General features: G+C 63.0%; 17 protein-coding genes. 4 read left to right on the forward strand and 13 right to left on the reverse strand.

Going from position 1 to position 20,092, the window contains the following annotated elements; genetic code table 11:
* Window positions 1-320 precede the first annotated feature (320 nt).
* The 12 genes from AABN02_RS16310 to AABN02_RS16365 are packed head-to-tail and all read right to left on the reverse strand — an operon-like array spanning window position 321 to window position 10,129.
* Complete coding sequence (locus tag AABN02_RS16310; protein ID WP_338415979.1) at window positions 321-1,040, reverse strand: YebC/PmpR family DNA-binding transcriptional regulator; 720 nt, start codon at window positions 1,038-1,040, stop codon at window positions 321-323.
* A gap of 36 nt (window positions 1,041-1,076) precedes the next feature.
* Window positions 1,077-1,736, reverse strand: a complete 660-nt coding sequence (locus tag AABN02_RS16315; protein WP_338415980.1) for a class I SAM-dependent methyltransferase — start codon at window positions 1,734-1,736, stop codon at window positions 1,077-1,079.
* Between the two features lie 5 nt (window positions 1,737-1,741).
* A complete protein-coding gene (locus tag AABN02_RS16320; RefSeq protein WP_338415981.1) occupies window positions 1,742-2,992 on the reverse strand; it encodes a glycosyltransferase family 4 protein in 1,251 nt (416 codons plus the stop codon).
* Between the two features lie 16 nt (window positions 2,993-3,008).
* The gene (locus AABN02_RS16325; RefSeq protein WP_338415982.1) at window positions 3,009-4,145 is read right to left on the reverse strand and encodes a glycosyltransferase; all 1,137 of its coding nucleotides are present in this window, start codon (window positions 4,143-4,145) and stop codon (window positions 3,009-3,011) included.
* Window positions 4,142-4,762: an acyltransferase gene (locus AABN02_RS16330; RefSeq protein WP_338415983.1), complete on the reverse strand. Its 621-nt coding sequence runs from the start codon at window positions 4,760-4,762 to the stop codon at window positions 4,142-4,144. Before AABN02_RS16330 ends, AABN02_RS16325 begins: the two co-directional genes overlap by 4 nt.
* Before the next feature lie 50 nt (window positions 4,763-4,812).
* Window positions 4,813-6,006, reverse strand: a complete 1,194-nt coding sequence (locus AABN02_RS16335) for an oligosaccharide flippase family protein (RefSeq protein WP_338415984.1) — start codon at window positions 6,004-6,006, stop codon at window positions 4,813-4,815.
* Window position 6,007: 1 nt separating this feature from the next.
* Window positions 6,008-7,120, reverse strand: coding sequence for a DegT/DnrJ/EryC1/StrS family aminotransferase (locus tag AABN02_RS16340; RefSeq protein WP_338415985.1), 1,113 nt, complete (start codon window positions 7,118-7,120; stop codon window positions 6,008-6,010).
* 16 nt (window positions 7,121-7,136) lie between these two features.
* Window positions 7,137-7,640 (reverse strand): hypothetical protein, encoded by a 504-nt coding sequence (locus tag AABN02_RS16345; RefSeq protein WP_338415986.1) that lies wholly within the window; start codon window positions 7,638-7,640, stop codon window positions 7,137-7,139.
* Complete coding sequence (locus tag AABN02_RS16350; protein WP_338415987.1) at window positions 7,640-8,848, reverse strand: AAA family ATPase; 1,209 nt, start codon at window positions 8,846-8,848, stop codon at window positions 7,640-7,642. Before AABN02_RS16350 ends, AABN02_RS16345 begins: the two co-directional genes overlap by 1 nt.
* The gene (locus AABN02_RS16355) at window positions 8,845-9,441 is read right to left on the reverse strand and encodes an acyltransferase (RefSeq protein ID WP_338415988.1); all 597 of its coding nucleotides are present in this window, start codon (window positions 9,439-9,441) and stop codon (window positions 8,845-8,847) included. The genes AABN02_RS16350 and AABN02_RS16355 overlap by 4 nt, the downstream gene beginning before the upstream one ends.
* 32 nt (window positions 9,442-9,473) lie before the next feature.
* On the reverse strand, window positions 9,474-9,881 hold the full coding sequence (locus AABN02_RS16360) for a type II toxin-antitoxin system VapC family toxin (RefSeq protein ID WP_338415989.1): 408 nt from the start codon (window positions 9,879-9,881) through the stop codon (window positions 9,474-9,476).
* Window positions 9,878-10,129, reverse strand: coding sequence for an AbrB/MazE/SpoVT family DNA-binding domain-containing protein (locus AABN02_RS16365; RefSeq protein ID WP_338415990.1), 252 nt, complete (start codon window positions 10,127-10,129; stop codon window positions 9,878-9,880). Before AABN02_RS16365 ends, AABN02_RS16360 begins: the two co-directional genes overlap by 4 nt.
* 273 nt (window positions 10,130-10,402) lie before the next feature.
* Between AABN02_RS16365 and zorA the strand changes: the two genes are divergently transcribed.
* Genes zorA through AABN02_RS16385 form a run of 4 tightly spaced genes read left to right on the forward strand, consistent with a single transcriptional unit; the run spans window position 10,403 to window position 18,970 of the window.
* The gene (zorA, locus tag AABN02_RS16370; protein ID WP_338415991.1) at window positions 10,403-12,916 is read left to right on the forward strand and encodes an anti-phage ZorAB system protein ZorA; all 2,514 of its coding nucleotides are present in this window, start codon (window positions 10,403-10,405) and stop codon (window positions 12,914-12,916) included.
* Between the two features lie 3 nt (window positions 12,917-12,919).
* Complete coding sequence (locus tag AABN02_RS16375) at window positions 12,920-13,615, forward strand: OmpA family protein (RefSeq protein ID WP_338415992.1); 696 nt, start codon at window positions 12,920-12,922, stop codon at window positions 13,613-13,615.
* Window positions 13,612-15,219, forward strand: coding sequence for an EH signature domain-containing protein (locus tag AABN02_RS16380; RefSeq protein ID WP_338415993.1), 1,608 nt, complete (start codon window positions 13,612-13,614; stop codon window positions 15,217-15,219). The genes AABN02_RS16375 and AABN02_RS16380 overlap by 4 nt, the downstream gene beginning before the upstream one ends.
* A 1-nt stretch (window position 15,220) precedes the next feature.
* Entirely contained in the window at window positions 15,221-18,970 is a 3,750-nt protein-coding gene (locus AABN02_RS16385) for an SNF2-related protein (protein WP_338415994.1), read from the forward strand.
* Here the strand turns inward: AABN02_RS16385 and AABN02_RS16390 are convergent, their stop codons facing one another.
* Window positions 18,971-20,029, reverse strand: coding sequence for a Gfo/Idh/MocA family oxidoreductase (locus AABN02_RS16390; RefSeq protein WP_338415995.1), 1,059 nt, complete (start codon window positions 20,027-20,029; stop codon window positions 18,971-18,973). It abuts the gene before it with no gap.
* Window positions 20,030-20,092: the final 63 nt, after the last annotated feature.

A 20,092-nucleotide genomic window follows, 5' to 3' on the forward strand; every position in this document is an offset into this window, starting at 1 on the left:
GCGGGCACAGCGAGAACGCGGACCTGAACGCCGCAAAGAACATACGGGCCGCGGGACACGCGGTCTGGGTCGAAAGGCCCGAAGCCTGTGGAGCGGAGGTCAGACGCGCCAGACCCGTGAGGGGACGACGCGCAGCCGCGATGAAGCAGGAACCCGCCGAAGGCTCGGCCGCGCAAGCGGTCACGCCCGCCGGAATCCCCGTCCTTTAGGGCGGGGAGGATGTCAATGTGCCGGCATCATGCGCACGGAGTCGGTGCGGGCCGGGGCGCTGATCGACGAGAACCTGTACCTGCTCGAGACCGCGCCCGAGGCGACCGAGGTCAGCCGCCCAGCCCCGCGAACACGTTCTGCACATCCTCGTTCGCATCCAGCGCGGCGAGGAAGCTTTCGACCTCTTCGAGCTGCTCCGCGCTCAGGCTGTCCGGCGCGACCGGGTTCTTCGGCTTGTAGCCCAGCTTGGTCGACAGCACCGTGAAGCCGTGGGCGGGCAGGGCGCGGCTGACCAGATCCAGCTCGGTGGGCGCCGTGTAGAACAGCGTCGTGCCGTCCTCGTCGCCGGCTTCCAGGTCCTGCGCGCCGGCTTCGATGGCGGCCATTTCCGGGTCGGAGCCGGCCTTGGCGTCGGTCGGTTCGGCTTCGATCATGCCGAGGTGGTCGAAGTCCCAGGCGACGGAGCCGGAGGTACCGAGCTGGCCCTTGCGGAACAGCACGCGCATGTCGGAGGCGGCGCGGTTCACGTTGTCCGTCAGGCACTCGACCATCACCGGGACGCGGTGCGGCGCAAAGCCTTCATAGACCACGTGCTCGAAGTTCACCGATTCACCCGTCAGGCCCGCGCCCTTCTTGATGGCCCGGTCCAGCGTGTCCTTGGGCATCGAGACCTTGCGCGCCTGCTCGATCACCAGCCGCAGCCGCGAATTGGCGGCCGGGTCGGCGCCGTGGCGGGCGGCGATCATGATGTCCTTGGCGAGCTTGCCGAAGAGACGGCCCTTGGCGTTAGAAGCCAGGTCTTTGTGCTTTGCTTTCCACTGCGCGCCCATGGCGATTCCTGTGAGTCTGGAGGTGAGCCGGGCAGTCTAGCGGGCGCGGGCGTCCTTTTCGATCCACGCCAGCACATGCGTGCGCAGCAGCGGCATGGCATTCAGCACCGGGTACAGCCCCGGCCAGACCCGGCACGCCGGCCGCGCCAGTGGCGGCGCCAGCGTCACGCGCTGCGCGCGGATCCGCCCTTCGGGAAACAGCGCCCGCACCCGCTGCAGCGGCACACCGCGCACGTTCCGGTTGCGCGGGTTGTCCACGGTGAAGTCGTACCAGAGCACCGCGCCGCCCGGCTTCACCCAGCGCCACATCGCGGCCGCCAGCTGCTGCTGGACGGCGTCGTCGAGCAGCGACGAGAACACGGTCGCCTGGAAGACGAGGTCGCAGCCCGCCTCGGCGATCGGCACCGTGCGGGCATCGCCGAGGTGCAGCGCCACGCGCTCGGGCAGCACGTCGCGGGCATGCGCGTGGCGCTCGGGCAGCAGCTCGATGCCGGCGAGGTGTTCCGGCCGCCAGCCCATGCGCAGGAATTCGAGCAGGTTGCCACCCGTGCCACAGCCGACTTCGAGCAGCGTGCGCTCGCGCAGGTCGTGCCAGCCGTGGAGCGCCAGCAGGCCCAGCAGGGCGCGCTGGCGCTCCTGCACGGTCTGCCAGACATCGGGGTGCAGCAGGCTGTAGCGGTCGGCGGGCGCGCCCATCGCCTTCAGCCGCCCGTGCAGGCGGCCAGGAAGCGCCGCGCCAGCACCGGGTAAGTGTGGTGCGCCTGCACAAACGCCTGGCCGCGCTCGCCCATCGCGTGGCGCTCGGTGGGCGTGAGGGCGGCCATGCGGCGCAGGCCCTCGGCCACGGCGTCGGCCGACTCGGGCGCCACGGTCAGGCCGCAGCCGGCTTCCGCGACCGGGTCGTTGCCGGCTTCCACCGAGTGCAGCACCGCGCAGCCGGCCATCATGTAGTCCATCAGCTTGTTCGGCGCGATGCCGAAGCGGTAGATCGGCACCCGCTGCCAGCCGATGTAGGCGATGTCGATCTCGGCGAGGAAGGCGGGGATCTGCACCTTCTGGATCGGCGGCAGCATCTGCACGTTCGCCAGTCCCTCGGCCTGCACGCGCGCCGCGAGCCGTTCGCGCTCGTGGCCGCCGCCGACCATGACGAGGGCGATCGGCGCGCCCTCGGCCTGCAGCTGGCGCATGGCGTCGAGCAGCGTGTCCAGCGCATTCGGCAGGCCCATCGAGCCGGCGTAGCCGACGACGGTGGTGCCGCGTGCACGGGCCTGTTCGACCGCGGCCGCCACGTCGGGGCGCAGCGGGGGTAGCTCGCCGGTCCACTCGTCGAGCGTGATGCCGTTGGGCACGATGTGCAGCTTCTTCAGGTCCAGTCCGCGGCTGGCCATGTGCTCGTGCACTTTGGGCAGCATCGAGACGACCACGTCCGCGTCGCGGTAGGCGTCGTCCTCGGCCTTCTGGCACAGCACGATGAAGGGGTGCCGCGGCGACATGCCCGACAGCTCGATCGGCGACAGCGGCCAGAGGTCGTGCACCTCGAACACCAGCTTCGCCCGCGCCATCCGTGCCAGCCGCCGCGCGACCCAGATGTCCATGGGATAGGTGCTCGACGCGATCACCACGTCCGGCCGGAACTGCGTGGCGATGCGGCGCGAGGCCCGCCAGACCTGGCGCAGGAAGGCCCAGATGTTCTTCACCCGTCCCAGCCCATTGCCCTGGTAGGCGGGGCCGGGGAACCAGAGGTAGTCGATGCCGTCGATGTCCTGGTGCGTGGGCGCGTTGATCGGGTGGTCGCGGTGGGTCGGGGCGACGGCGCGGTAGTGCGAGGTCGCGCACGCCAGGATCTGCACCCGGTGGCCCAGCCGGGTCCACTCGCGGGCGAGGTAGTAGGGCCGGTATTCCATGCCCAGCGCGGGCGCGCCGGCGTAGTGGTTCAGGTAGAGGATGTTCATGCGGCAGCGCCGGGGTTCACATCAGTTCGGACAGCCGCCCGAGCAGCCCTTCCACCGCGGGCGCGAACTGGCCGTGCAGCCGCACCCACTCGTGGTTGTCGCGGCCGATCTGCACCGCCTGCGGCAGCAGCGGCGCGAGCTGCTGCGGCAGGTTCATCAGCTCGATCGGGGCGTCCGTCAGGATCAGCCCGTTCAGGCCCGAGCGCACCAGTTCGTGGTTGGCCGGCAGGTCCGACAGCAGCGGGATGCAGCCGTGCGCCATCGCCTCCAGCACCGACACCGCCACCGAATCGCTCGACGGCAGGCTCAGGTACCACTGCGCGCGTTCGTAGCAGCGTGCCTGCGCTTCGGCGTCGAGTCGGCCGACGAACTCGATGTGGTTCGCCAGGCCTAGCTCGCCCACGCGTTGTTCGAGCGCGGCGCGCAGCGAGCCGTCGTTGGCGATCGTCAGCCGCGCCTCCGGGTAGGCCGAGACGATGGAGGCGAACGCGGTGATCACCCGGTCGGGCCGGTAGATCGGTTCCAGCCCGCGGTTGGCGAAGAAGCTCCACGGCGCCTTGTGCGGCGGGCGGGGCGGCATCTGCTCCAGCCCGAAGGGGAACACGCGCACCTCGCCCGCGCCGAGCTGGCGCATCTGCGCGGCCATGTGCTCGGAGTCGCTGGTGGTCAGCGTGCAGGCCTTGAGGATCTGCGAGGTCACCCAGCGGTAGTGCGGGCCGCGCTTCGGGGTGACGAGGATGTCGCTGCCCCAGGCGGAGCCGACGATCTTCCCGCGCAGCTTCCAGCCCTTCTTGGCACCCATGGCCAGCGTGCCGTGCGAGGTCAGGTAGTGCGGGTGGATCCAGTCGGCGTCCACCTCCTGCAGCCAGCGGCCCAGCTCGGGCAGGCGCCTGAGCAGGCCGACGTTGCCGCCGGAGTGGTCCATCGATTCGCCGAGCGCCAGGCGCCCGCGCGGTGGCACGAGGTCGTCGAATCCGGGCAGGAAACCGCGGCTGGACGCCACCCACAGGTCCACCTGCGGGGCGAGGGCGCGGGCCCATTTCAGCAGGTGCGGGCTTTCGCCATCGCCAATGAGCACATGGCGCCAGCGGCCATAGGCGGGCGGGTCGGTGGCGGGGGGCAGGTCGACGAGGGGGCGATACGGTCGGGTCATGGGAGGCGGCGGTCGCAGTCGTCCGGCTCGGGCATGGTGGCCCAAGCGTCGTGGTTCACCCTGAATGCTGGATTTTGTCGAAGCAGTGTCGCATCCCCGTCACGGCTGTCACCGACCACCCGCGCAGGTGCGCCATCGAGAATTGCGAAATCCGGAAATGCCCCCCGCACTCGGGCGCCTGCGCAGACGATGGTGCCGCGCCCGAGCTGCGAATTGGCCTCGATGACGCTGTGCGGGCCGATGAAGCTCCAGGCGCCGATGTGCACCGGACCGCCGATCCAGCCGGGTCGCTCGCCGGGTCCGGCCCAGGTGGCGAAGGCGCGGCCGAGCAGGCGCTGGCTGCGGTGCGAGCTGTGCGTGACGATGGCGCAGTGGCTGGTGATCTGCACGCCTTCGTCGATGGTCAGGCCGCCGCTGGCGTCGAGCAGGTTGAAGTGGCCGATGTAGACGTGGTCGCCCAGCACGAGGCGGTCCTCGCACTCGATGCAGGTGGACGGCGAAATGCGCGTGTGCGGCAGGTCGCGGCCCTGCGAGCGCTCGCCGAAGAGCACGCGGAACTGCAGTCCGCGCACCAGTCGGCGTCGCCAGCGGTTCAGCGCCGCGCGCAGTCTCAGCATGTCTCCATCCGTTCGGTCCTTGCCTTGCCCAGAGTTGCCTGGTTGTCGTGTCAGTCCGCCACCGGCCAGGTGGCCAGCCGCCAGAAGTACCAGCCGAAGTAGCCCGCCATCGCCGCAGAGACGCCCCAGCCCGCGCCCGCCAGCCCGCCCAGATGCAAGCCCAGGGCCAGCGCGCCGACAAACGCCGCCTGTCCCCACAGCGCCAGCCGCAACGCCCAGGCCTGCGCGCCCCAAGCCATCGTCACCACCGCCAGCGGCGCGGCCACGAAGTGTGCCCCGATGTAGGGCGCCAGCGTCCGGGAGAGTTCCCCAGCTTGACGCCACTCGGCGCCGAACAGCCGCTCGAACGCCCATGGCCCGAGCACCCAGAGCACGGCCACCAGCGCCAGTCCTGCGGTACCCAGCACGGCCATGATCCGCCGCACCGCTGCCCGCGCAGCGCGCGTCGGCCCCGGTCCCTTGGCCGCCAGCTGCGGATACAACGCCTGCGACACCGCGCTGCCGACCAGCGTGGCTGGCGCCTTCAGGTAACGCAGTGCCAGGCCCCAGAAGCCCGCGGCGGCGGGGCCGAGCGTGGCGGCGATCAGCGCCAGCGAGACCGTGTCCTGTAACGCGCCAAGGAAGGCGTGCGGCGTGTTGAGCAGGGGGAATTCCTTGTAGCGCCGGGCGATGTCGCGCAGTGGTGGCGTGTCGGTTGCGGGCGTCACGGCCGGGCCGCGCAGCAGCAGCGTCGCCAGCGTCTGCGCCGCGATGGGCGCGATCACCAGCCCGACCACCCCGCCGTGCAGCCACCCGGCCAGCGCCTGCGCCAGCGCTGCGCCGCCGTACTGCAGCACCCGCGCCACCGCCAGCGACTGGAAGCGCGCGGCCCGCGTCGCCCACATCGTCGCCAGCGACAGCGCCCCGCCAACCGCCACCGCCGGCCCCAGCCACAGCGCCCAGCGCAACCCGCTCCACCACGCCCAGCCCAGTCCGCCCAGACTCGCCAGCCCCGCCACCAGCCCGAGGATGCGCAGGCACAGCCGCCGCAGCGCTTGCGCCTCGCCGTCGCCCCGCGCCAGCGGCAGCGCGAACTCGTAGCGCCCGCAGGCGACCACCGCGAGGTTGGTTGCTACCGCTGCGAAGAGGTGGAAGGCGCCGAAGTCGTCCGGCGTGTACAGCCGCGTCAGCAGCGGCCCGAGCAGCAGCGGCAGCGCCTGCGCCAGCGCGCCGCCGGCCAGCAGCGTCAGCGTGGCGCGCAGCAAGTCAGAGGCCTGCGAGCGCGTCGGCCAACGCGGCGACCACGCGGTCCTGGTCGGCCTCGGACAGGTCCGGGCTCATCGGCAGGCTCATCACGCGGGCGGCGGCGGCCACGCTGTGCGGGCAGCAGTCGGGGCAGCAGAACGCGGCGTAGGCGGCCTGGTGGTGCAGCGGCTTCGGGTAATGCACGGCGGTCGGGATGCCCGCGGCCTGCAGCGCGGCCTGCACCTTCGCCCGCTCCGGCACGAACACCGTGTACTGGCCCCAGACGCTGTCGCGGTCCGGCCGCACGGTGAGCAGGCCGAAGCCGGGGTGGCGTTCGGCCAGTGGCGCGAGCAACTGGTGGTACCGCGCTCCGAGTTCGCGGCGGCGCTGCAGCTCCCAGTCGAAGCGCGGCAGCTTGGCGAGCACCACGGCGCACTGGAGCGTGTCCATCCGCCCGCCGAGGCCGACGCGGGTGTGGGTGTAGCGCGCGCTCTGGCCGTGGACGCGTATCTCGCGGGCGGCCTGCGCCAGCGCGTCGTCGTCGGTGAACAGCGCGCCGCCGTCGCCGTAGCAGCCCAGCGGCTTGCTCGGAAAGAAGCTGGTGCAGCCGATGGTGGACAGGTGCCCGCTGTGGTCGCCGCGGTAGGTGGCGCCGAAGCTCTGCGCGGCGTCCTCGATCACCGGCAACTGGTGGCGGGCAGCGATGGCGTTGACCTCGGCCATGTCGGCGACCTGCCCGTACAGGCTCACCGGCATGATCGCCCGCGTCCTGGGCGTGATCGCGGCTTCGATGAGCGCTGCGTCGATGTTGCAGGTGTCCGGCTCGATGTCCACGAATACGGGCCTGGCGCCGAGCAGCGCGATGACCTCGGCGGTGGCCGCGAAGGTGAATGGTGTCGTGATGACCTCGTCACCGGGTTGCAGGTCGAGGGCCATCAGCGCGATCAGCAGCGCCTCGGTGCCGCTGGAGACGGTCACGCAGTGCTTCGCCCCGACGCGCTCGGCCAGCGCGGTTTCGAGCTGCTTGACCTCGGGGCCCATGATGTACTGGCCGTGGTCGAGCACGCGGTGGATCGCGGCGTCGATGTCGGTCTTGAGGGTGGCGTATTGGGCCTTGAGGTCGATGAAGTGCATGGGGCGATCTGGAAGTTCAGGGAAGCTCGACATGGCGTTGTGGTGACGACAGACCCGCCTGTGCCAGTCGCCGCGCCTCCCGGCTATTGGGCAGGATGCGGATGGCGCCTGTCATGGCCAGCCAGCGGTAGGCGGACACCTTGTGCTCCAGCGTGCGCAGTCCGTCGAAGTCCGGTTGAGTCAGCTTGGCTTTCAGCCACGCCAGCTTGTCGAGCATTTTCTGGACTTCGCCCGTGCTGGAGGCCGGATGCGCCTCCAGCCAGACGAGTAGTTCCTGGCCTGCTTCGCTGCGCATTCCGATGCCATAGTCCCACCGAGAGGATGTCGGTTCGGTCGCCAGAAAGGCGGCGTCGATGTCCAGACTGGCTGTATGGCGATGGCCGGAGCGCAACGCGACCCCTGCTCGGTATTCGGCCTTGATGGCGCCTAGCCCGGGCTGCGTCGGCAATCCGGCGACCTTGGCAGCCGTTTCAAATGCGGAGTCCGTCCGAGCGGTCCGTGAAGTGCGGCGGGTGGCCATCAGCCCGTGACCCCGGCGGCCCGGTTCACTGCGGATGCGATCGCATCGTTGACCCTTGACGAGAATCCGGTGATGCCGCCCCATTCGGATTCGGCGACTGCTTCGGCACCCGGGCTGAGGTTCGAGATGTCGCGCACCGCGTGTTGTCGATCAAAGTAATAGACCCGGTAGTCTTTCTCCAGCGCTGTTCGCCCCAGTTCCTTGGCTGGGGCTGTGGCCTTCAGGTCGAACAGCCTGCGGACATCCGATTCGTCCGCGCCGAGTTTCTTGAACTCCTGCAAGGCCCAGACCATCTCCAGCACCACAGGCGAATGCGTCGAAATCACGACCCGGTATCCGCGCCGCAGCAACTCCAGCACCATCAGCAGCACGGCGGCGATGCCCTGGGGATGGAGGCCCATCTCGGGTTCCTCGATGACCACCCATTCGATGACTTCTTCTTGCGCCTTGCCGGACATGCGCTGTGGGTGTCGTACGGCGCACAGCCAGTAAAGCCCCATCAGCATCGGCGCAAATTCACGCTGCCCTGCTGACCACGACAGGAACCCCAGCGGCTTCGACTGCCCTGGTATCGCCAGCGCCAGCCGCTTGGTGAAGTCCGAGTCGTCGATCACCAGCTTGTTGCCCCCGAACAGATGGGCATTGATCGGCTCCCGCAAGGTGGCGTTGAGACGGTTGGGAGCAGGGAACAGCTCCCCCTTCGCTCCGAACTCGTTCTGGATCAGGCCATGCACTGCGTCGCTGAAGACGCGCAGCGTGTAGGGGTCGCCATAGTTGAACTGGCCGAAGTTTTGCGATACCCCGCCCGGCAGGCTCATGACGCGCTGGGCCGGGATGTAGAACAGGCGCTCGTGCAAAACCTTGCCCTTGGGGGATTTGGTGGGGGCGGCGTAGTCGGGCAACTGGATGCGCTTGCCGTTCCAGACGAGGCGCGACTGTTCGATCTGCCAGGCCCCTGCCATGCCGCGGCCGAAATAACCGTCCAGGAACGCCTCCGTCCGCCCGCTGAAATGCATGCTGTGGTGGCGGAAGGTCTCGTGGATCTGGTCGCGGTCGATCAGCAGCTTGAGCGTCTGCAGGAAGATGCTTTTTCCGGTGGCCTGCGGACCGACGATGACGGTCAGATCCCCGAAGATCACGTCTGCCTGCTGGATCGGCCCCATCCGCTCGACCTGAAGGCGCGGCTGCGCCTGCGTAGCGCCGTTCACGGGGTTTCCAGGCGTGTCACGATATCGCCGCTGAGCCGATACCGCTCCCCCGTCGCCGGACACGCCGCCTCGCCCTCGCCGCGCACCGCCAGCCCCAGCCGCTCGCCGTTGCGGCTCATCCAGCCGATCCGCCGCGCCGGCACGCCCACCATCAGCGCGTAGTCCGGCACGTCGCGGTTGATGACGCTGCCCGCACCGACGAAGGCGTATTGCCCGACCGTCGTGCCGCAGACGATGGTGCAGTTCGCGCCCAGCGTCGCGCCGCGTTTCACCACAGTGCGCAGGTATTCGTTCTTGCGCGAAACGGCCGCCCGCGGGTTGTAGACGTTGGTGAACACCGCGCTCGGCCCGCAGAACACGTCGTCCTCCAGCGTCACCGAGTCGTAGACCGACACGTTGTTCTGGATCTTCACGCCCGAGCCGATCACCACGTCGTTGCCGACGAAGACGTTCTGGCCGAGCGAGCAGCCCTCGCCGACGCGGGCGCCGGCGCAGACGTGGCTGAAGTGCCAGACCTTGGTACCGGCGCCGATCTGGGCGCCGGTGTCGATGATGGCGGTGTCGTGGTGCCAGGCGGGGGCGGGTATCGTCATTTGTAAGTCCTTGGTATCCATGGAGCCACGGGTCAGTTGACGGTGCCCAGTAGCGTGACACCGGCCAGATGGCGCATCTTGCGATCGAAGGTGACCACGGCGTCACACCCTTGCCGCTGTGCCTTGACCGACAGCAGGCAGTCCGCGAAATCAGCCGGGCCTTTCTCGTAAAGCACCAGCGCAGCGCGGATGTCGGTGGCCGACTCCAGCGCGACCGTGGCGTGACGCACCAAGGCGGTCAGCGCGGTGGCGATGTCGGCCCGACTGCGGTCGTAGGCACGTGCCAGTGTCCAGGCGATTTCCACGACCACGACGTCGCTCAGCCACAGCGAGCCGTCCTGGTCGGCGTGGTCGTCGAACAACTGGCGGGCGAGCTGGGCCTGGTGGGCGTCGTCACCGACCAGCAGTCGCACCACCACGTTGGTATCGACGGCGATCACGGCGCCTCCTGCCGTTCGCGCACGGTGTCGGTGATGGCTTGGTCCATCTCTTCTAGGCTGCGCGTGCGCTCGCCTGGGCGGCTCAGCAGACCGAACAAGCCCTGCGAGCCACGCGCCAGCACCCGCACCCGCAGCGAACCGTCTTCCAGCGCTTCGACATCCAGCCGTGTGCCAGCGCTGATGCCCAGGTGCTGTCGCAGGCTGTGGGGCAGGGTGATCTGACCTTTGTCGCTGACGGTGACTTGCATGGTGGTTTCCGACTGACTATCACTTATCTTACTGCATGTTCTGCATCAGAAATCTGACCCGCAGTGTGCATGGCTGCTGCTGCGACAACCCCGAGCCCAGCCGACGTGTCGAGTTCGGTGATGGACTGATCTGTACCGAATGATCTGAAAATTCACGGAATTCACGATTTTTCGGGCTCGGCGAGTCTGTACGTATATGGCTTTCTTGGCAGTGTCAGCAATAGTCATGTTTTTCGCAGTCGTGCATACAATACAAAAGCTGTAATTAAAACCATGAATTCATCCGCATTAAATTTGACTGAATTGCTTAAAAGCAAGGGTATCGATGGTCCTGCTGGTATTTTGGTGGTGCTTGCGATTATTGGTCTGTCACTGGCATTTTTATGGTGGTTCTTCCTGCCTGCAGTTTTTGGCTGGATAAAACTAGTCAAGATTGGGGCGAGTCTCAAAGAATTCTCTGCTCGACCTACGCCGAATGACTTGGAGAAGGTGTTCTCTAGTGATGAAAGGTTGAAGGAGCAATGGGCGCAATACTCTGAATCACTGCATCAGCAGCACCAAGAAAAGAACGGGATGATGCAAGCCGGTGCTTGGCGTGCGACCTTGCCGGCCGAGGTATTTTTCAATCCTCAAAATATTGTGGATGGCCGATTGAATGTTGAATTCTTCAAGCATTTGCCTGGGATATTGACAGGCATTGGGATAATTGGGACATTTGCAGGACTGATCCACGGCCTGGAAGGTTTCAACGTCAGTGGTAGCGATCCCGATCAAGTCAAGAAGAGCTTGGATGGGCTAATGAATTCCGTCAAGCACGCTTTTTGGGTGTCGGCTGGGGCAATTCTGGCAGCAATGGTAATAACTGTGCTGGAAAAATTTTTGCTGTCCCGCCTTTATTCCAGAGTGGAGTGGATCGCCGGTTCAGTGGATAAATTTTTCGAAGGTGGTGCCGGTGAGGAATACTTGTCTCGCTTGGTGCGTGCGTCCGAAGATTCAGCCAGTCAGTCAAAAATCCTCAAGGATGCCTTGGTCAAGGATCTGGGGGATCTCCTGAAGAATTTAACATCTACCCAACTCAATGCCTCGAACAAGTTCAATCAGGAATTAATAAACCAGATCAGGGAAAGCGCAGAGCAGCAAAAAAAATCAGCCAAAGACAATGCCGACATCATGAGTTCTGCGATTGCGGAAAGTATTCGGCAAAGCTTGGATGGGCCGTTGCAGCACATTGCGCAAGCCGTTCAGAGCTCCACGCGTGATCAAAGTTCTTCCGCCGCTCAGATGCTCGGTGATGTCATGGCGGGATTCAGCGAGCGTTTGAACAGCCTGTTCGGCGAGCAGATCAGCGGCATCAACGAACTGAATCGCCAGACAGCCCAGGGTATGCAGGGGGCCGCTGATTCGCTCAATGCGCTGGTGACTCGATTGGAAGAGTCTAGCTTGCGCTCGGCCAATGACATGGCCACCCACACGACGCATGCCATTCAAACCATGGGTGAAGGACTGACCCATATTCAGGACCGCGTGCTCGAAAACAACCGCGCACGCGAGGAGGCAATGAATGAGCGTACCCATGCGCTGGTTAACGGAATGGCGGAGCGGGTCGAAGTGGCGATGCATGAAGTCAGCGCGACAACTTCCGGTTCACTTGGGAACCTTGTTACGAGCATTGAACAAGCCAGTCAACGTTCTGCGAATGATCTGACTGTGCGGATGACGGCATTTATCGATCTTATGGAAAATCGCCAGCGCGATATTTCAGCGCAGACTCAAGGTTTTGTTGAGCAGATTCATTATTTGGCTGGAAACTCTCAGGATCAGACGCAAAAGAAAATTCGGGAAACAATGGATGTGTTGGGTCAGAATGTGAATGGACTGGTGGCCGCGCTAGAAAATTCTCAAGCCCGTGTGCTGAAAAATAATCAGGATCGCGAAGAGAAGATGACCCAGAGAGCGCAGGACATGGTGAATGTTCTGGCTGAGCAGGTCGGGGTCGCTGTCAATCAACTCAGCACGGCCACGACCGGTTCGCTGGCTGCACTGGGGCAGGAAACCTCGGGTCTTCTCAATACCTTGCGTGATGCACAGTCCGATGTTTTCGAGAAGCAGGGGGCTCGGGAGAAATCGATGGTGGCTCGGGTGGAAACCTTGGTCAGTGAAATGGCTCGGATGGTGGACAAAGTGGTCAAGGCGTCAAACGATGCCACGCAGAAGATGGCCCACGGTGTAACCGAACTGACGAGCGTCAGCACGACAGCGATCCAAGGCATGAAAACCGGCGCCGAGCTTATCAATGTTGCGGCCGATAAATTCGCGGACGCTGGCCGGAGTGTGGCGGGCGTAATGACTCAAACCGCGGTGGTCGCTAAAAGCATGGACATTGCCTCGCAGGGTTTGTTAGATGGCGCCAAATCGCTCTCTGCAGAACTGCAGGATCACCAATCGCGGCGCAATGAAATGGCGCAATTGCAGCGCGAGGTCTGCGCGATTGCGGAGTCTTCTCGTCGTGAAGTCGGTATGACCGCTGATGTTCTTCAACGCATTGAAGGATCAGTTTCCAAGATTAAAAATGCGCAGGTCGAACTGGCTGAATACTTGGATGGGGTCAATGATGTGCTAAAAGATTCCAACGACGCATTTGCCGATGCTGTGACTAATGCAATCGGGCGTGTGAATAACAAGTTTCATGAGGATCTGGTGCGATCCGTCAACTTGCTGCGCGGCGGAATCGAGCATCTCCAGCAGGTTCTCGATGACCTTCCCTCGGCGAATGGCAACAAGATTTGATGTATGTTTGGTCCAAAATTTTCCATCAAGCGCGGCGCCCGTGATGAGGCGGAAAAACCATTCTGGATCTCATTTGCCGACCTCATGACAGCGTTGATGGTCTTGTTTCTGGTGGTCATGGGGGTGGCATTGCTGGCTGTGACCGATACATCAGGGGCAGATGAGCACGAGACACAGATTCAAACCTTCCTCAATGAGCTTGAGTCGGCTGCCAACAGGCAAGAAGGCATCCAGATTGATCGGAATCGCCACGTCGTGAATTTCGGTGAAAAAGCTAGGTTTGCATTTGCTAAATCCAGTCTTTCTCGTGAGCAGGAGTCCGTGTTGCGGCAGTTTGTCCCTGAGTTGCTGGTGCTGGCGAATAAACCACGTGGCATGAAAGTTCTCAAGCGCGTGGTTGTAGAGGGCTATACGGACAAAACTGGGTCGTATCTTTCCAATCTGAACCTGAGCTTGCAACGAAGCCAGCGTGTCATTTGCGCCATGTTTTCCGCCACTGGATCCTATTTGCTCACGGATGTTCAGAAAGAGGAAGTCCGTGCGCTGTTTCTGGTGGGAGGGTATTCTTTCAATGCAGCCAAGGATACCGATGAGGAAAGTCGTCGTGTCGAGATCAGGCTGGAGTTTCTCAAGCATGGCGAGACTCGTCCGCCCGCACCGAACGCCGTTGGTAATTTTGGAGCCTGTGCCTTGCCATGAATGCGCTGACCAGACTCGCTGCTGCCTTGTATCACGACAAGAAGGTGATTGATTTTCCCGTCAGCGACAGCATGGAAAAAGTTGCTAACTCCTTGGAGTTGCAGTTCAAAGCTGCAGAAAAAGCACCGGAGTCGCACGACCTGTTGCTGCAAGCAGTCAAAGCGTTCTGGGTTGACTCCCAATTGCATAGCGTCCGACAGGCTCGGTTGGTGTCCTATGCACTGACGCTGCCTGTTCATCTGTCAGGGCAATGCTTGATGGATGATGCTAATCGATTTGGTTGTCTGCTGGAGGGACTCAAGCGATTGCGGAATCGGCCCCTGGAATATCGCCGCTGCTATCAAGGCCTGCTGCATTCATATTTTGGCTACGATACCTACCGCGATCAAACGTCTGATGCAGGCCGTATCAACTGGCGAGCCTTGCGTCAGCATCTGCATGAGAATCATGCGCTTCTCAATTGCGGCCGGATCACTCTGGACTGGGCACATGCAGTCGCCGAGAACTTGCATGTGTTCGGTGATGATCCATGCGCACCATATGCCAAATTGTTGTTGGAGGGAAACTCATCGGTCATCAATAAACTCTGCGAAAGACTCAGAATAACCAAAGGGTCATGGTTTTGGCGTGAGTTGGTCATCGCTCAAATTCGATGGAGTGTTCGAGAAAAACGCGATGTGTTCCTGAAGTACATGCCGAGACTTCTTGATTTGCTTCGCGATAATGAAGTCTTGCGGGACAAAGGACTGACGATCATTCTGGGTCATTACGCTTCTGTGCCCCATCCGGAAATCAATGTGGTGTTGAGAGATGCTGCGGTGGAGTTCTGGGGGAGTCCTTGGCTACCTTCCAACAAGGCGCGCTGGGGTGGCGTAGCGATCGAAGCCAAGGACATGATTTCCGATTGGCTCAAGCGCGATTTGATCAAGGCATTCTTTGATGTCTTGTCTGCCGATGGTGTTGCAAATCAGCGGCGTGTCAATTTTTGGCTCAAATATGTCGGTTCAATTGATAATATCCATTTTGCATTGGGATCTTGGGCTTTGGACGGGAATAATAAGAACATGCAAGCGCTACTCAGAAGAATGGTGGGTTTGACAACTGAGTTGAAAGATGGTGGGCGGCATAACAATGCATTTATTATGTGCATGGGAGATTTTGTTGCGGTTGAGTTTGGTGGCGTTGGGAATAGTTGCTATGTTTATGACAGGAAGTCTGGGCTGCCTTTTTCCTTGGATCGGCGTGTCACAGTGGGTGTGAATGCGGAAAATTCTCTGAAAAATGATAGGCGTTTGTTCAAGTTGCCGCACCACGATGGTGCAATGGAGTCGTGGGAAGAGAGATTTTCCGTAGAGCTGCAAAGGGAGTTGAATGTATTCCCGGATGGTATGAGAAGTTCTATAAGGAAATCAGTTTCGCCTGCATCATCTCGCGCGACTTCCGATGTTTTGATGATGGCGAAAGCCAAGGGTCTAGTCATTGAGGATTTACGGGAGAAAAACGGAAACCTTTGGATAAAAACTGACTCATCAGACCTTGAGTTTGGTAGGTTATTGGCGAGGACAGGTTTTAAGTACAAGTTTGGCAAGGGCTGGTGGAAGTAATATGTTCGGATTGACAGGCAGGAAGACAAAAGCAGTTCGAGAACATCCGGCGGCATGGCACAGACAGTTGTCAGCATTGGGCTTGCTTGTCACGCGTGAAACGCAAGGTACCGCGCTGAACGATCCGTTGCTGGGTGGTTATCTGGACCAGCTCAGTGATGATGGCTATCTGGTTGAATCCCGCATCGGACGCCACCTGTCTTGGGAAAAATTGATGGCGGCGCTGGAGCAGCCGGGCTATGAGGGTTTGTCGCAGGCGCTCGCGCTTCCAGCCGTCACCACGCTTCGTCCAGCCTTGTGCAGCCGTGATTCGCTGTCCGACAGCAGTTTTTCGATTGCATTGGCTGGCTGGGTGGACGAAACCGGGCGTACCCGAGTTGCCGAGGTGACCGGACCCATCGTGTCGCTGGGCGAGCGTGCGGAAAGAATGTCCCCCGCACAGTGGAAACTGGTCCGTGCGGTCATCGAATTCGCGCAGCGCCCCGCGTCACAGCACACTGATCAGGTTCATCGCGAAGCATGGGGTCGGATTCGCCAGATCGCCTTGGCCGCTGACGCCCGATTGGACGATTTTCTATCCCGGTCTGTCGTGCTCACGCCTGAAAAGCTTGACCTCCAGATGCGCCGCTCGCCGGTGCTGAAGGAAGAAAACGTCATCGAGATCGTGCCCGGTTTTGCGCAGGCGCCCGCGGATTGGCTGGATCGCTTCGATCGCAACCCTGCCGTGTTGGACCGCTACGACCTGCCGACACACGAAGGCATCGTGCAGGTGCTCATCACCCCCGAGGTCAAAACGGTGCTGCAGGAAATCAAGCGATTTCCGGCGCGGCGGGTGGCCGGTGTGCGGGCGCAGGCATTCATCCTCAACCCCTTCGCTGCGCTGGGTGCGGAAGCCCACGCGGTCATCCAGGAACAGCAGTTCGAGCAGGCACGCGAGGCGGCCGGCTTGCGTTACGAACGGTTCCTGCCCGTCATTGACCGCGATGCGAGCGGCTATCCCCTCAGCGTCTGTCTGTCGATCGAGTCCACTGGCGCATCCCTCTCGACTGCCTCGGAACTGGTCCCTTTGTCCGATGAGACGTTGGCGGCCTTCGTGGACAAGCTGAAACGCTCCTTGTCACGTGGCTTCCTGCTGATGGGCTGGAACGGCTACGACCTCGAACTTCAGGGTGATGCACCTGCCCATCTGGCGGAACTTCAGGAAGCCTTGGCTGCACGCACACGGCCCCGGCTGCTGATCCTGTATGCCCAGGTGCATGACCTGAGCGCCTATTCGCCTCGCGTCGAAGGTATCGGAATCGAGAAGCCGTACTACTCGCTCTACATCGCTAAGCAAAAGGAGGCGGACGGCTGGTTTCCTGACGATGTCCCGCCGATCATCGTTTTCACTCCGCCAGGGCAGACCGAGCCGGTTGCCATCCATGCGACCAAAGAGGTGATCCGGCAAATAGCGCAGGGAATTGAGGCGGCGCAAGCTAGCGGGGCGACCACCCTCACGCTGCCCGGGCTGCCTGTGCCGATGCCAGTGTCCGAGGCCAAAAATATCCTCGAGATATTCAAGCCTGTTGGGGACGACATCAAGACTGGATGCCCACCGAAACCATCGGGTCCTGGAGCGACGAGACCGGTGGTGGATGGGAAAACCCTGGTGCTGCGGCCCAACATCGACACCCTCGACCACGACGAATCACGCCGCCAGACGCTGCTGGTCCAGCCTGCGGCGCCGGAGTTGCCCACCCGTTTCAGGCAAGGCACGGCGCTGCTTGCGCACCAGCACGACGGTTTGGCTTGGTTGCAGCATCTGCACCGCCTGCGTTCCTCCCATCAAGTGCGCGGCGCCGTGCTGGCCGACGACATGGGGCTGGGCAAGACACTGCAACTGTTGTCGTTCATGGTGAGCTTGAACGAGCGGCAGCCGCAAGGTGATCCGATGCTGGTCGTGGCACCCGTGTCGCTGCTGGAAAACTGGAAGGAGGAAGTGGACAAGTTCTTCCCACCAGGCACGCTGCCCGTCCTGGCCGCCTATGGTGCCGATCTGAAAAAGCTGCGTGTCCCGCGCGAGGCCATCGATGAACGTCTGCGCACCGAGGATGGGCTGGTGCGTTTCCTGCAGCCGAATTGGATCGGCTCGGCCCGCCTCGTTTTGACCACCTACGAGACCTTGCGCGATCTGGAGTTTTCGTTCGCGGCCCAGCGGTGGTCGGTGATGGTGTGCGACGAGGCGCAGCGCATCAAGAATCCCGCTGCCATGGTGACGCGGGCCGCCAAGAAACAGAACGCTGATTTCCGGATCGCCTGCACCGGCACGCCAGTCGAGAACACGCTGGCCGATCTGTGGTGCCTGTTCGACTTCATCCAGCCCGGTTTGCTAGGGACTCTGAACGAATTTGGCCGGCGCTATCGCAAGCCGATCGAAGCTCGCACGGACGAGGAACGATCGCGGGTCGGGGAACTGCGTACCCGCATCGCGCCGCAGCTCCTGCGCCGGACCAAGGCAGAGGTGGCCAAAGATTTGCCGCGCAAGATGACTGATGAGTCTTGTGCCCGTCTGCCGCTGTCAATGGCTCAGCGCAACCTGTACGCACAAGCCGTCAAGGACTTCAAGTCGCGTGATGTGGATGGTTCGGCGGCCCCTTTCCGGAATCACCTGAGCCTGCTGCATTACCTGCGGCTGATTTGTACCGATCCATGTCGCCCCGGTATGACGGCCTTCAAGCCCGAGCCGATCGCCGCGTATCGTGCCAACGCGCCGAAGCTGGATTGGCTGCTGCGGCAGCTCGATCGCATCCGAGCGCGCCAGGAAAAGGCCATCGTGTTCTGCGAGTTCCGCAACATTCAGCGCCTGCTGCAGCATTACATTGCCGAGGCATTCGGCCTGCGTGCGGACATCATCAATGGCGACACCAGCGCGGCGGTTGGCCACGAGGCCAGCCGGCAGAAGCGCATCAAGGCGTTCCAGTCGCAGCCGGGGTTCGGCGTCATCATCCTGTCGCCGGTTGCTGTCGGCTTTGGCGTCAACATTCAGGCTGCCAACCATGTGGTGCATTACACCCGGACCTGGAATCCCGCCAAGGAAGACCAAGCGACAGACCGGGCCTACCGCATCGGCCAGACGAAGGACGTGTTCGTGTATTACCCCGTCGTGCAGGCGGACGATTTCTGCACTTTCGATGTCAAGCTGGATCGTTTGCTGACCCACAAGCGCGAGCTGGCGCAGGACATGCTCAACGGTTCCGGTGACATCGGCCCCGGCGATTTCGGTGATCTGGGCGACCAAGTGCCACCAGATCAGGCCGGAGGGCTGGATGAGCCTGTCACTGCGGATCTGGTGTTGCGCATGGATGGCCGCTATTTCGAAGGCTTGATTGCCATCCTGTGGCAGAAACAAGGGTTCGGAACCTGTTACTGCACACCGGCTTCTGGGGACAACGGGGTGGATGTGGTCGCAATCGGAGGGGCACAGGGCGTTCTGTTGCAGACCAAAACCAACAGCCGGGAAGGGGGGCGACTGGGGTGGGACACCGTGAAGGAGGTGGTCGGCGGAGAAGCCTTTTACCGCAGGCGCCATCCGGACACGGTGTTTCGCAAAGTGGGCGTGACGAACCAATTCTTCAATGCCCAAACCCATGAACAAGCCGCACTGAACCAGGTCGATCTGGTCGAACAGCCGCTCTTGCTGGAATTGCTGCGTCAGTTTCCAGTCACGATGCTGGAGGTCGAGCGCATGCTCTACACCGACTGGCAGACTTGATCAGAACACCAGCGGCAACCCGACCCGCACCCCATCCCGCGCACTCCGGTACCCCGCGATCAGCACCTCCAGCGACCTCAGCCCGCTGTAGCCATCGACCTCCGCGTGCGCCTCGCCGCGCAGCGTGTCGATGACGTTGGCGTAGTAGAGCGGATGGCCGAAGCCGTAGACCGAGGTGGTCGCGTAGCTGGCGGCCTTGATCTGCTCGTCTTCCGGCGTGGGCGTGTCGAACTCCCAGTGCTGGATGTCGTTCACCGCCACGCCGCCGATGCGCACCGTGCCGCGTTCGCCCAGCACCGTGATCGAGCCTTCGAGGTTCTTCGGGTAGGTCAGCATCGTCACGTTGATGCTCGCCAGCCCGCCCGCGCGCAGGCGCAGGCTCATGACGCCCGAGTCCTCGGCCTCGATGTCGCGGCCCTGCGTCGCGGTGTAGGCGTGCACGTTGTCCACCGGCCCGACCAGCCAGTCGACCATGTCCACGTAGTGGCTCGCCTGGTTCATGAAGGCGCCGCCGTCCATGTCCCAGCGGCCACGCCACGGCGCCTCGTCGTAATAGCTTTGCGGGCGGGTCCAGAACACGTTGACCGTGACCATGTGGATGCGGCCGAAACGCTTGTCGTCGATGGCCTTCTTCAGCAGCTGCATCGTGGCGTTGAGGCGGTTCTGCTTGACGACGAAGAGCTTGACGCCCGCGTCGCGGCACTCGCGCACCATCGCCATGCCCTCGTCCCACTTGGTGGCCATCGGCTTCTCGCTGAGCACATGGCGGCCGGCGCGGGCGACGCGGATGGCTTGCTGCGAGTGCAGGCCGCTCGGGGTGGTCAGCACGACGATGTCAGCATTGCTCTCGGCCAGCAGCGTGTCCAGCGAGGTGAAGGCCTGCGCGCCGGTCTGCGCAGCAGCGGCCTCGGCGCGCTCGGGCAGCTTGTCGCAGACCGCCACCAGTTCGGCGCGGTCGGCGTGCTGCTGCAGCGAGCCGAAGTGGTTCTTGGCGATGCGTCCGCAGCCCACCAGGGCGAAGCGGATCTTGCGGTCGGTGATCGGGTGGGCAACAGTCATGGGAGCAATTTTAGAGGCGCCCCTGCGCGCAGCCTAAAATTGCAGCAAATTCAACAAGTTGAA

Origin of the sequence: uncultured Sphaerotilus sp. (assembly GCF_963924895.1) — a bacterium.
Classification (GTDB): Bacteria; Pseudomonadota; Gammaproteobacteria; order Burkholderiales; family Burkholderiaceae_C; genus Sphaerotilus.